The 11,709-nt window shown below is 33.3% G+C and carries 14 protein-coding genes; 6 read left to right on the forward strand and 8 right to left on the reverse strand.

Annotation, left to right across the window (positions count from 1 at the left end; all coding sequences use genetic code 11):
• Window positions 1-6: 6 nt before the first annotated feature.
• The gene (locus NNH57_RS08425; RefSeq protein WP_074408667.1) at window positions 7-408 is read right to left on the reverse strand and encodes a hypothetical protein; all 402 of its coding nucleotides are present in this window, start codon (window positions 406-408) and stop codon (window positions 7-9) included.
• A 116-nt stretch (window positions 409-524) separates the two neighbouring features.
• Between NNH57_RS08425 and NNH57_RS08430 the strand changes: the two genes are divergently transcribed.
• From NNH57_RS08430 to NNH57_RS08440, 3 genes are all read left to right on the forward strand, one after another.
• Window positions 525-791, forward strand: coding sequence for a DUF1456 family protein (locus NNH57_RS08430; RefSeq protein WP_025667551.1), 267 nt, complete (start codon window positions 525-527; stop codon window positions 789-791).
• Between the two features lie 79 nt (window positions 792-870).
• The gene (locus NNH57_RS08435) at window positions 871-2,475 is read left to right on the forward strand and encodes a class I SAM-dependent methyltransferase (protein ID WP_108807836.1); all 1,605 of its coding nucleotides are present in this window, start codon (window positions 871-873) and stop codon (window positions 2,473-2,475) included.
• 22 nt (window positions 2,476-2,497) lie between these two features.
• Entirely contained in the window at window positions 2,498-3,220 is a 723-nt protein-coding gene (locus NNH57_RS08440) for a hypothetical protein (protein ID WP_074408669.1), read from the forward strand.
• A gap of 142 nt (window positions 3,221-3,362) precedes the next feature.
• Here NNH57_RS08440 and NNH57_RS08445 read toward each other — a convergent pair whose 3' ends face one another.
• The 4 genes from NNH57_RS08445 to NNH57_RS08460 form a co-directional block, all read right to left on the reverse strand.
• Entirely contained in the window at window positions 3,363-3,695 is a 333-nt protein-coding gene (locus NNH57_RS08445) for a hypothetical protein (protein ID WP_074408670.1), read from the reverse strand.
• A 150-nt stretch (window positions 3,696-3,845) separates the two neighbouring features.
• On the reverse strand, window positions 3,846-4,352 hold the full coding sequence (locus tag NNH57_RS08450) for a cupin domain-containing protein (RefSeq protein WP_074408671.1): 507 nt from the start codon (window positions 4,350-4,352) through the stop codon (window positions 3,846-3,848).
• Between the two features lie 89 nt (window positions 4,353-4,441).
• Window positions 4,442-5,635, reverse strand: coding sequence for an ADP-forming succinate--CoA ligase subunit beta (gene sucC, locus NNH57_RS08455; RefSeq protein WP_108807835.1), 1,194 nt, complete (start codon window positions 5,633-5,635; stop codon window positions 4,442-4,444).
• A 152-nt stretch (window positions 5,636-5,787) separates the two neighbouring features.
• A complete protein-coding gene (locus NNH57_RS08460) occupies window positions 5,788-6,423 on the reverse strand; it encodes an LON peptidase substrate-binding domain-containing protein (protein ID WP_108807834.1) in 636 nt (211 codons plus the stop codon).
• A gap of 153 nt (window positions 6,424-6,576) precedes the next feature.
• On the opposite strand from NNH57_RS08460, the gene lysA reads away from it, so the two are divergent.
• Window positions 6,577-7,806, forward strand: coding sequence for a diaminopimelate decarboxylase (gene lysA, locus NNH57_RS08465; RefSeq protein WP_074408674.1), 1,230 nt, complete (start codon window positions 6,577-6,579; stop codon window positions 7,804-7,806).
• Between the two features lie 126 nt (window positions 7,807-7,932).
• Window positions 7,933-8,514 (forward strand): hypothetical protein, encoded by a 582-nt coding sequence (locus NNH57_RS08470; RefSeq protein ID WP_108807833.1) that lies wholly within the window; start codon window positions 7,933-7,935, stop codon window positions 8,512-8,514.
• 125 nt (window positions 8,515-8,639) lie between these two features.
• On the opposite strand, the gene NNH57_RS08475 is transcribed toward NNH57_RS08470, so the two are convergent.
• The gene (locus NNH57_RS08475; RefSeq protein ID WP_074408676.1) at window positions 8,640-10,208 is read right to left on the reverse strand and encodes an amidohydrolase family protein; all 1,569 of its coding nucleotides are present in this window, start codon (window positions 10,206-10,208) and stop codon (window positions 8,640-8,642) included.
• A gap of 200 nt (window positions 10,209-10,408) precedes the next feature.
• Between NNH57_RS08475 and NNH57_RS08480 the strand changes: the two genes are divergently transcribed.
• On the forward strand, window positions 10,409-10,921 hold the full coding sequence (locus NNH57_RS08480; RefSeq protein ID WP_074408677.1) for an SRPBCC family protein: 513 nt from the start codon (window positions 10,409-10,411) through the stop codon (window positions 10,919-10,921).
• Here NNH57_RS08480 and NNH57_RS08485 read toward each other — a convergent pair whose 3' ends face one another.
• A complete protein-coding gene (locus tag NNH57_RS08485) occupies window positions 10,922-11,146 on the reverse strand; it encodes a DUF3820 family protein (RefSeq protein ID WP_074408678.1) in 225 nt (74 codons plus the stop codon).
• A 21-nt stretch (window positions 11,147-11,167) separates the two neighbouring features.
• Complete coding sequence (locus tag NNH57_RS08490; RefSeq protein WP_074408679.1) at window positions 11,168-11,704, reverse strand: DUF922 domain-containing protein; 537 nt, start codon at window positions 11,702-11,704, stop codon at window positions 11,168-11,170.
• Window positions 11,705-11,709 lie beyond the last annotated feature (5 nt).

The following is an 11,709-nucleotide window of genomic DNA, read 5'->3' on the forward strand; positions in this document are numbered from 1 at the left end:
GTCTCATTAATTATAAAAACGTGTGAAAATAGAGATCAATTCCTTTGGCGGAATAATCTTATTAGGGTATTCATTCATTTTTTCCAGAACTGTATCAATAGCCTCTAGCCTAAGCCCCATATGCAATCCTATTTCTTTTATCTTATGAATTTCTAATTGAGAAGTTTCCTGATCTATATTCATAAGTAGCACCAATCTATGAAATTGAAGAATTCTTTGTGACTCGGGCTGTAAATTCTTTTTTTCTCCCCCTTCTTCTATCAAAGTATCCACCTCTTCTTTTGTTATCTTAAGTTGCGATGCAATGACCATGATAAAATTATATTCCTGTTCTTTAAATTTTTTATCTGCTTTAGCAAACTGTATCATTTCAGAAAGCAAACTTAATTTCTCTTCTTTACTGTACATAAACCAATTACTTTTTGTCGAAAATAGTAATTTTCAACGAAACTTGTATAACATTCTTTACACTCAACTTCTGATTTTAATCCCAATATCAATTCAAAAAAATATACCTTTGCAGTATGGGTTTAACAAATAATGATATTTTTAAAAAATTAAGAGTTGCACATAAATTACGCGATGACGATATTGTAAAAATCTGTGCATTGGTAGATTTTAAAGTAACCAAAAGCGAGCTAGGTGCATTTTTTAGGAATGAAAACCACCCAAAATACATGGAATGTGGTGATCAAATACTACGCAACTTCTTAAATGGGCTAATTATTCATCTTAGAGGTCCGATGCCCGAAAAAAAGAAAGACACTACAAAGAATAAGAACACCAACTAACGTTTTTTACTTCAAAATAAATGCTTAATTTGGTTGAGATTAATAATTTTTACTCAACAATTATTCAACTTAAGTATCTATGCTTACTGCAGCCGAAAAACAATTGTTTAGAGAAGAGCTTTTTTGTCATTTAGACGGGATTGCTGTAGCCCCTGTTGCCTATTCTCTTTATAAAAACAATATTACCGATTATTTAATTAGCAATAAAGAAACATCAGTTTCACAAATTGCAGCATCTCATAAGACCAATGAAGGATATCTAAATATTGCTCTGCGTATACTAAGCGCTCAAGGTTGGCTGGATTACAAAGTAAATAAGGATGATGTAATTATAAAAACCAATGCACTTTCTGAATTGGCTTTTAATCATTTTTATCTATATGAAGACGTGGTTAATCTATTGGAATATTCTGGTAAATTTCACCCTCGAAAGTTTGAATTAGAGCCTTTTCATAAACTAGAACAGCTATTTAAAAAATATCCAAACCGCTTTAGCTTACCCTCTGAAAAAGATAGTACAATTACTCAAATCCAAGATCAAATCCTTAAACATATTGAAGGTATTCTGGTAGGGCCAACTACAGTACATTTGGGTATGGGCGGAATGTTTCATAAATATTTTATGGAAGCATCTTTTAGCGCAGATGAATACCACAAATTTCCAGAAAGCTTTAACACCATTCTTACATTCTTAAGTTATCTGGGGTGGTTTAGCAAATCAAATGGGAACTATACTTTTACCAATAAAGGATTATTTTTTGCAAAAAGGGCTTCTGCCTATGGTGTTACTGTTTCCTACATCCCCATGTTTCGACAAATGGATGCTTTATTATTTGGTGACCCCAATGTATTATGGGAGCCCCAGAGTGATACCGAAATACATGTAGATCGAGAAATGAATGTATGGGGAAGTGGAGGTGCACATACTACCTATTTCAAAAAGATTGATGAAATCATTATTAGTCTGTTTAACAAACCTCTGGATGAGCAACCCAAAGGAATTCTAGACATGGGGTGTGGTAATGGTGCTTTTTTAATTCATCTTTTTGAGGTTATAGAATCCAAAACACTTCGTGGCAAACACTTAGATGATTATCCATTATTTTTGGTCGGTGCAGACTACAATAAAGCGGCTTTAAAAGTTACCAGAGCTAATTTAATTCAGGCAGACATATGGGCCAAAGTTATCTGGGGAGACATCAGCGATCCTGACTTATTAGAAAAAGACCTAAAAGAAAACTATACTATAGCACTAAAAGATTTATTATCGGTAAGAACATTCCTAGATCACAATAGGATCTGGAGCGATCCCATTTCACAACTGGATACTCCTAGCCAATCTACTGGTGCATTTGCTTATCGGGGAAAACGACTGCTTAATAGCGATGTCGAAAGAAATTTAAAAGATCATTTTAAAAAGTGGGCTCCACATATTGAAAAATTTGGATTAATCGTCATAGAACTACATACGATATCTCCAGAATTAACCGCTAAAAACCTTGGTAAAACTGCAGCTACTGCTTATGATGCTACGCATGGATTTTCTGATCAGTATATTTTAGAGATCGATTCTTTCTTAAAAGTAATTGAGGAAGTAGGGTTAAAAAGTGATGACAAATACTTTTCTAAGTTTCCGAATTCTGATCTGGCAACGGTAAGTATTAATTATATTATTGGTAAATAACAATTTAATCAGCTTATAAACTATGAGTGCTTTATATAGTGTAACCCATGTAAAAACAGAAACCAAGCCATTCTATTTCTCTGAAAAGGATTCTGGTTTCAGAGAATCTATTGGTCCAAACTTAAGAATACTTGCGCCATTGTATAACTCTATTAAAGGAGAATTTCCGGAATATGATCATAATGATATCGGTGATTTTTATCCCTGGTTTAAAATAGAACTTACAAAAGCAACAGATACTATTTTGAAAGAAATTATTGCTTTAGCAATAGATGGTATACCTTACAATTGCAATCCTAGTGAAATTTTAATAAAAATGGAGATTCCAGGTTTTAATCTATGGGAATTTTGTGTTCTTGAAAAAACTGAAGATGCATTGTCGTTAGGAAGAGATATTTTAATGCTACAAGGGGTTCTTTGCGATGCTTTCCCAAGACGTTTTGCACCACCAACGCTAGCTTGTGTAGAGCTTTATGGATTTGAAATCCACCCAGATATTGATTCTTTTAAGGTAAAAGATCAAGCAATGGCGGTTAGATTATTAACAGAAACTAATGATCAGCATCCGCTTTATGATTTTTTCCCTGAACCTATAGAAGAAGATTATGATAGCATGATGGATGTAATTTTTAGAATTGAAGAATATAAAGACAAAAATGAAACCTATGCTATATGGTTACCAGTACATTTATCAGGAAACATAAAAAACAATTTTACCTGGGACTCTACAGCTTTTCCTTATTAGCACATCAAGCTTAAAAAGAAGTAAGTAATTCAATCTGAATCCCAAAAATTAATATTCTGTCAAGGAGCTGTACTATTGAAAAATAAAAAAGTCCCGGTTGATGATTCCCAGGACTTTTTATGCATTCACATGTTTTACAACCTTATTCTTCTACGATACGCACAGGCATCTTGAATACTTTAGCTTCAGAACCATATTGTGTTCCTACTTTTTTATAATTTAATCGACTCTTAATAAAACCATCTAAGGTTTCACTTTTAGAATCAACAGATAATACTACGATTTCACCTTTACTATTTAAAGTAAATGTTACATAGGCTGTTAATTCTTTTTTAATCTTAAAAGATGGTTTCTTTAATAATGTTTTAATCTCTTTATTAAGAGCGTTTTCTATTTTTGTTGGATTAGTACCCGCACTTGCGACACTACTTATTGCAAAGGCAACGGCCAAAAGTAATACATTCAATTTTTTCATGATCTATTCGTTTTTATTGATTTATACTTATAAGACCATTGATTATCCAAATTTGTTACACTAAACAGGAATATTTAACACAGATTAACAAACTAATCAAATGCAATTAACATAGAAACTCCCTAAAAAAGGCACCTCCCAGCTCTTGTGTTAATCTCTTGTAAGTTGAGTAATTATATTCTTGTGTTTTGGAAATTGCTGAATTAAGTCTTTTCTTTCTGCCAATTCAAAATCATCGAAATCAAAACCTGGCGATACTGTACACCCTACTAAAGAATAACTACTTTCTTTTTTCACACTAGAAGCAAACCAGCAACCGGCAGGAACCACCAATTGAGGCAGCTCTCCTTCTTCTAAATTCATACCTACAGAATAGCGATGATATTCTCCTTCTAAATCGATAACATGTACAAACAAAGAAGCTCCTTCATAATAATGCCATATTTCATCCTGATTAATTTTATGAAACGCCGAAAAATTGTCTGAGGTAAGAAGAAAGTAGATAGCAGTACAATAATTACGTTCTCCACTATATTCCTTACTTAACACATGTTGAGGAATAACGCCTTCGCTTCTATAGGTTTCTTTATAAAACCCACCTTCAGGATGTGGGTTCATATCTAATTTCTGAACTATTTTTTCTATCCTTGTATTCATGGCATTTATATTTTAGGTGTTTTTTTTATAAAAAAAAGAAGCGATCATCAATAGATCGCTTCTAATATATACTAAAATCTGATTAGTTATTACGCTAATACTGCCTGTACTTTATCGGCAGCTTCCTGAAACTGTACTGCACTTTGTACATCTAACCCACTATTGTCAATTAATTCTTTTGCGATATCAGCATTAGTACCTTGCAAACGAACTATAATTGGCACATTAATCGCATCACCCATATTTTTATATGCGTCTACAACTCCTTGTGCTACTCGATCACAACGAACGATACCACCAAAAATATTGATTAGAATTGCTTTTACATTTGGATCTTTAAGGATGATTCTAAATGCTGTTTCTACACGTTTTGCATCAGCAGTACCTCCTACATCAAGGAAATTTGCTGGCTCTCCTCCTGCTTGCTTAATCAAATCCATTGTTGCCATTGCAAGACCAGCACCATTTACCATACATCCTACATTTCCATCAAGGTCAACATAATTAAGTCCTACTTCTTTTGCTTCAACCTCGATTGCATTTTCCTCTCTGATATCACGCATATCTACATAGTTCTTATGGCGATATAATGCATTATCATCTAAAGTCACCTTGGCATCTACTGCCATAATTTTATCATCACTTGTTTTAAGAACAGGGTTTATCTCGAATAAAGATGCATCTGATTTAACATAAGCTGTATATAATGCCATTACAAATTTGGTCATTTCTTTAAAAGCGGCTCCGCTTAATCCCAAATTGAAAGCAACACGTCTTGCCTGAAAAGGAAGTAACCCAACAGATGGATCAACTTCTTCTGTAAAAATTAGATGAGGAGTTTTTTCTGCTACAGTTTCGATATCCATACCACCTTCTGTAGAATACATAATCATATTACGTCCAGAAGTACGGTTTAGCAATACCGACATATAAAATTCATTCGGTTCGCTATCTCCAGGATAATATACATCTTCTGCAACTAATACCTGGTGAACTTTCTTACCTTCTGCCGAAGTTTGAGGAGTAATCAAATTCATTCCTATGATTTGTTCTGCTACTTCTTCTACTTCCTTAAGGTTTTTAGCAAGTTTTACTCCACCACCTTTTCCTCGTCCACCGGCGTGAACTTGCGCTTTAATTACATGCCATTCTGTTCCGGTTTCTGTAGTAAGTTGTTTTGCCGCAGCTACAGCCTCGTTTGCATTTTGTGCTACAATACCGCGCTGTATACGCACGCCAAAGCTATTTAATATCTCTTTACCCTGATACTCGTGTAAGTTCATACTATTATTTTTTTGCCTTTTTTAGGAGTTCCAAAAATAGGAAAAGTGAAGTTATTGTGCCAATCTTTTTATAGTAAAAAAAACCAACCTCTTTTTACCCCATAATCCATCAAAAAAATGTGTGAATACAGGTAAAGATCGTCTCTTATTCATTACAGTTTAAAATCTTCAAAGTCTAAAGGATCGAAATTTTTAAAATGCCCATTCATTTTGATTGCTTTTTTAGCATTATTCATTTCTCTCACCACCGGAATTGTTTTTTTAAGATGACTAATCAAATATTTTAGTCTTTCTACCTCATTCCGAAGTTTCAACAAATGATATTCTTGATGTAAAGCCAATCCTATTTTATGCGCTACCTGATAACTAACAAAAGGAATATCAAATACAGGAGGGTTATCTATCGTTAATTCTACATATAGAATAGCGATATTTTTAAGCAATTCTTCCTGCAACTCTTCTTCACTACTATCATTATCCCTAAGGAATTCTACCTCTCCTCCTGCGTATAGTTTACCAGGAAATTGCTGGTAAAAGTTTGTGATTCTAAAAATTCTTATCCCTTCGCATATCACATCACTCTCTCCTCCCGGGTATTTCTGAGCTATTTTTTGAAGTTTTACCTCAGTACCATATTCCAATTTTTGGTCAATATATGTGGGTATACCAAACAAACCCCCTTCTTCTTCACAATCATTAATTAATTGTTGATACCTTTTTTCAAAAATATGTAAAGACAATCGCTCCTTGGGATAAACAACGGTTTGTAATGGAAAAAGAGGTAACATAATTTTTTTATTAAATGTACTAATTAAGACTGTTTATATTCCTTAAACGCAAGTTAAAAATCTTAATTTCTCTTATGCGTTATATTTTTTCTTTTCAAGACACAGATATCTCTAATTTTATTGATAATTTCGTAGGCTTAAATTTGTGACACAATGGAAAATGAAAATTTATTAGCAATTGCAAATGAGTTTGGGAGTCCAGTTTATGTATATGACTCCTCAAAAATTATCTCACAGTATGATCGTCTTTCTGATGCTTTTAAGAAAGTCAAACGGTTAAAACTTAATTATGCAGTCAAGGCACTGTCTAATATTGCTATTTTAAAGTTGATGAATTCATTAGGAGCCGGGCTAGACACTGTTTCTGTTCAAGAAGTAGAACTAGGATTAAAGGCTGGTGTCAAACCAGGTAATATTGTTTTTACTCCTAATGGGGTTTCTCTTGAAGAAATAGAAGAAGTTTCTGCCTTAGGCGTACAAATAAATATTGATAATCTTTCTATCCTGGAGCAATTCGGTACAAAACACCCTAATGTCCCAGTATGCATCCGTATGAATCCACATGTCATGGCAGGAGGAAACAGTAAAATATCGGTAGGTCATATAGATAGTAAATTTGGGATATCAATTCATCAAATACCACATATCCTTAGGATTGTAGAAAACACAGGAATGCGTATTAATGGAGTACATATGCATACAGGTAGTGATATTCTGGATATTGAAGTATTTCTACGAGCCTGCGAAATACTTTTTGAAACTGCCATGAATTTCAAAAATCTTGATTTTATCGATTTTGGAAGTGGATTTAAAGTACCTTATAAATTAGGTGATATTGAAACTAATATTGAGGAGTTTGGCAGTAAAATGACTAAACGTTTTAATACTTTTTGCAAAGAATATGGCAAAGAACTAACGCTAGGTTTTGAACCCGGTAAATTTCTGGTGAGTGAAGCGGGATACTTTTTGGCTAAAGTAAATGTAATCAAACAAACTACATCTACTGTTTTTGCCGGAATTGATAGTGGCTTTAATCACTTCATTCGACCGATGTTCTATAATTCTCATCATGAGATTCTTAATATTTCTAATCCAAAAGGAAGAGAACGATTTTATTCGGTAGTTGGATACATTTGCGAAACAGATACTTTTGCTACAAATAGAAGGATTTCTGAAATTAATGAAGGCGATACTATTGCTTTTAAAAATGCAGGTGCTTACTGTTTTTCTATGTCTAGTAATTACAATTCTCGTTATCGCCCGGCAGAAGTATTATGGCATGAAGGAAAAGCGCATTTGATTCGTAAGCGCGAAACATCTGAAGATCTTACAAGAAATCAAGTAGACATTGATGTTTTTTCCAAAGTTGCTGAAACGACATAATAATATCTAATTTAAAATATTATTTCTTTATAAAATCCTTTTGTGATATCATACACAAAAGGATTTTTTTATACACTTAAGATATAATATATTATTTTTAATGACCTAACGGCTAACTAAATAATTATGAATTTCAAAAAAACTATAGCAAAAATATTTCTTGATCTTATACCTGTAGCCATTGGAGTTTATGTTGGGATTTTAGGAAGTAATTGGAATGAAAACCTAAAGACAATAGAATCTAAAGATCGAACTATAGAGAGCATAAAAAAAGAAATAGAAAAAAATAAAAGTTTAATTCTGGAAGTGAAAGACTATCATGTATGGGTAAATGAAAAAATAAAAAAAATGCCGAGAATTGAATCACCTAAAGACACTATAAGTTTAGATTTTTGGAGAGGACTTAGAATACCAAGATTACAAAAATCTGCATACCAAACTGCAATACAAACCGGTATAATCGGTGAAATAAAAATAGATCTTTTAGAAAAAATGAATGAAGTATACCTACAAATAGACCTATACAATCAATTTAGAAATACAGCTATGCAAGGCCTCTATGCCAACGATTTTTCTGACATCAAAAACTTTAATAAGATTGCTTCTTTTTTAGGTGTAACAATGGTAGATTTATATTATCTCGAAAATGAAATAATCGAAAAGTTCAAAACTTGCCTTTCAGAAATTGATAAAACAAGTAAAGAATAATATACATATTATATTAAGCTAAGTATTCAAAAAAAATACCTATTTAAATTTACTATAACTAGTGATGGCATGTAAAGTAAATCTTTTGTATCCAGACAAGGTTTAATTTACACTCTCAACTAGTATTACTCCCTTATTATCCCTGGTTGTAAAATAGTAAACTTCTCTTTTTCTTTTGCTTCATCTACCATTCTTTTTACGTCTGCAAGAAGTGCTTTAGCATCATAAATCACTCCATCTTTAATAGTATACCTAACCCCTCCTGCCCGAATAACTTTATTATCATCTGTTAATCGAATGGCTCCTGTTCCGTAAAGCACTTTTAAGTTCTGAAGTGGGTTTTCTTCTACTACTACAAAATCTGCTAGTTTACCTACTTCGACAGAACCAATTTTATCTGATACTCCTAAAGCTTCTGCTCCATTTAATGTAGCTGCCCTAATTATTTCAAGAGGATGAAAACCAGCTTCTCGAAACAATTCTAATTCTCGTATATAAGCAAAACCATATAATTGAAAAATAAATCCGGAATCTGATCCTACCGTAACACGTCCTCCTCTATTTTTATATTCATTAATAAAGGTCATCCATAGTCGATAATTTTCTCTCCAAACTACTTCTTGTTCTGTTCCCCAGTCGTGCCAATACGAACCATGTGAGATTTTACTAGGTTGATAAAACCTCCATAACGAAGGCAATGTATAAGTCTCATGCCATTCTGCTCTACGAGCTCTTTGTAAATCCCTACTCGCTTCGTAAATATTAAAGGTTGGATCTAATGTAAAATCGAGTTCTATTAACTCATTCATCACTTTATTCCAATGGTCAGAATAGGGTTTCGCTGCTTGTTTCCATAGTTTACCCGCTTCTTCAAATCGGTGTTGTTCATTTTGATAATTATAATCCAAAGGGTAATGCTGAACGGTTTTATCTTCAAACAACGCCTCTGGCAATCCATACCAGTGTTCCATAGAAGTAAGTCCTGCTTTTGCAGAATTTAGGACATTCCATCGGGCCACATCGGTTTGAGAATGATGACAGGCAGAACGTAGTCCCAATTTTTTATTTTCATCTAATGCCGCTGTCATAATTTCTGGAGCTGCTCCAAAGAATTTTATCCCATCTGCTCCTTTCTTTGCATTTTCCTGAACCCATTTTCTTGCCATCTCAGGAGTACTTATTGGCGAAGTACTACCCTGTCCAAATCCCGTGTATGCAAAAATGCGAGGAGCTATAATTTCGTTTTTCTCACTTGCTCTTTTTAACTTCATTGTCCAATCTACACCTCTTCCACTAGGCTCCCTAACAGTGGTTATACCATGTGCCATCCATAATTTAAAAACATAATCAGCATCTGCCCCTTGCGCCACTCCACCAATATGCCCGTGCATATCTACAAAACCCGGCAACACATACATTCCTTCTGCATTAAGCTCCTTACCTCCTGCCTTTAATACAGGACGTTTAACAGCATTAATTGGCATACCTGGATATCCAACAACAATAATGTTTTTAATTATATTATTCTCTACAACAATATCAACTGGTCCTCTTGGGGGCGCACCATTACCATTAATTAGTGTTATACCTCTGATGATTAATTGAGAGAAAGGCCCTTCTTTAAACTCTTGCGCATTGGTTTGCGACACAATAAATACAACAAGAAGGCAAAGTAAGTGTTTTGTGATTTTCATTTTAAAAGATTTGCATGAAACAAGAAAGAAGAATGTCTTTGCTTTACAACTAGAAAACACTCTATCAATAACTGTGATTAAACTTACTCAATTCAAAATAAAATTGAATGATCTCTATGAAGAATTTAACACCAATACATCTCTCAGTATTAAAATTTAATATTCACTATCTTTAATACACTATCAAAATCATTTTAATCATGGAAAAGTTACAATGGGATTCATTTACCAAAAAAATTTACATTCATAAATCTATTGAAGAATTATATGATTTATGGGCAACCTCTAAAGGGATTACTTCCTGGTTTTTAAAGCAAGCTGAATATACCACTATTGATGGACAAATCAGGAAACCATCACAGCGCATCCAAAAAGGTGACACATACACCTGGCAATGGCATAATTGGGATGAGAAAGAAAAAGGAGAAGTACTAGAAGCTAATGGAAACAACTATATTGAAATTAACTTTAGCAGCTCAAAAGTTTCGGTAAAGCTCGAAAAGAAAAACAATGCAACTATGGTAACTTTATCTCAGTTTGATATCCCTTCGGATGATAAAAGTAAGCTACAAATACATTATGGATGTAGTAATGGCTGGACGTTTTGGCTCGCCAACTTAAAAGCTTTTGCAGAGCACGGTATTTTGCTAAATGAAACTGAAATAAATTTACAGGAGAATGAACTTTCGGGGTATGAATTTGTAAATATGTGATTATAAATTTTTAATATTTCTAACTAAGTATTCTAATCCATTAAGTTTTAATTCATATACTGTTTGTAATTGTTGCCCCAGCAGTCCTTTGGGAAAACCTTTGTTGTGATACCATACAACATAATACTCTGGAAGGTCGATCAGATATCTGTCTTTATATTTACCAAATGGCATTTTGGCATGGGCTAGTTTGATTAAAAAATCCTTTTGGAGTTGGATCTCCATGAGGTTGGTTATAACAACAATTTATTTAGTAAAATCTCGGTAATACCACATTAGTGTTTCTACCTTCTTGTTCCACTTCTTTTGAGCTTCTTTATTTCTTGAGTGATCTGTTTCTTCATCATATCTTTCTTGCATATTAACTCTCATTCTCTCTACCAGCTTATACATTTTATTAAGATCTCTTCTTATATTTTTCCCTGCACTATACTCTTTCAATCTTTTTCTCATTATTCGCGCATGCAATTCTGAAATATCAAAATGTAGTTGTTCATGTGAAAGAAGGCCTTCTGACATCTGTCCTCTCTTAACCCAAGATAGAGATGGATAGCAATAGCTATCTACCTGATAATTTAGTTCAATTTCTCCTTTATCTTTACCATAAGACCATTGATAGGTGATTCCTGTATTTACGCTAGCGTCATAATGACTATTCAAATTTGGTTTCCCTCTAAAATCTGACCAGTCTAACTCACTTCTTTCTGCGTACGAGAATTTCCCTACATAACCATTATTACTGGTAAAAAATAAAATTAAAATAATAGTAAAGCACTTACTCATAATTG

Source organism: Aquimarina spinulae, from assembly GCF_943373825.1.
In the GTDB taxonomy this organism is placed as follows: Bacteria; Bacteroidota; Bacteroidia; order Flavobacteriales; family Flavobacteriaceae; genus Aquimarina; species Aquimarina spinulae.

What these genes read in the sequence shown, in the direction of transcription:
- NNH57_RS08475 (WP_074408676.1), bottom strand. Translation starts at nt 10,208, where the DNA reads ATGAAAATCACAAAACACTTACTTTGCCTTCTTGTTGTATTTATTGTG.
- NNH57_RS08450 (WP_074408671.1), bottom strand. Translation starts at nt 4,352, where the DNA reads ATGAATACAAGGATAGAAAAAATAGTTCAGAAATTAGATATGAACCCA.
- NNH57_RS08425 (WP_074408667.1), bottom strand. Translation starts at nt 408, where the DNA reads ATGTACAGTAAAGAAGAGAAATTAAGTTTGCTTTCTGAAATGATACAG.
- lysA (WP_074408674.1), top strand. Translation starts at nt 6,577, where the DNA reads ATGGAAAATGAAAATTTATTAGCAATTGCAAATGAGTTTGGGAGTCCA.
- NNH57_RS08445 (WP_074408670.1), bottom strand. Translation starts at nt 3,695, where the DNA reads ATGAAAAAATTGAATGTATTACTTTTGGCCGTTGCCTTTGCAATAAGT.
- NNH57_RS08490 (WP_074408679.1), bottom strand. Translation starts at nt 11,704, where the DNA reads ATGAGTAAGTGCTTTACTATTATTTTAATTTTATTTTTTACCAGTAAT.
- NNH57_RS08460 (WP_108807834.1), bottom strand. Translation starts at nt 6,423, where the DNA reads ATGTTACCTCTTTTTCCATTACAAACCGTTGTTTATCCCAAGGAGCGA.
- NNH57_RS08440 (WP_074408669.1), top strand. Translation starts at nt 2,498, where the DNA reads ATGAGTGCTTTATATAGTGTAACCCATGTAAAAACAGAAACCAAGCCA.
- sucC (WP_108807835.1), bottom strand. Translation starts at nt 5,635, where the DNA reads ATGAACTTACACGAGTATCAGGGTAAAGAGATATTAAATAGCTTTGGC.
- NNH57_RS08435 (WP_108807836.1), top strand. Translation starts at nt 871, where the DNA reads ATGCTTACTGCAGCCGAAAAACAATTGTTTAGAGAAGAGCTTTTTTGT.
- NNH57_RS08480 (WP_074408677.1), top strand. Translation starts at nt 10,409, where the DNA reads ATGGAAAAGTTACAATGGGATTCATTTACCAAAAAAATTTACATTCAT.
- NNH57_RS08430 (WP_025667551.1), top strand. Translation starts at nt 525, where the DNA reads ATGGGTTTAACAAATAATGATATTTTTAAAAAATTAAGAGTTGCACAT.
- NNH57_RS08470 (WP_108807833.1), top strand. Translation starts at nt 7,933, where the DNA reads ATGAATTTCAAAAAAACTATAGCAAAAATATTTCTTGATCTTATACCT.
- NNH57_RS08485 (WP_074408678.1), bottom strand. Translation starts at nt 11,146, where the DNA reads ATGGAGATCCAACTCCAAAAGGATTTTTTAATCAAACTAGCCCATGCC.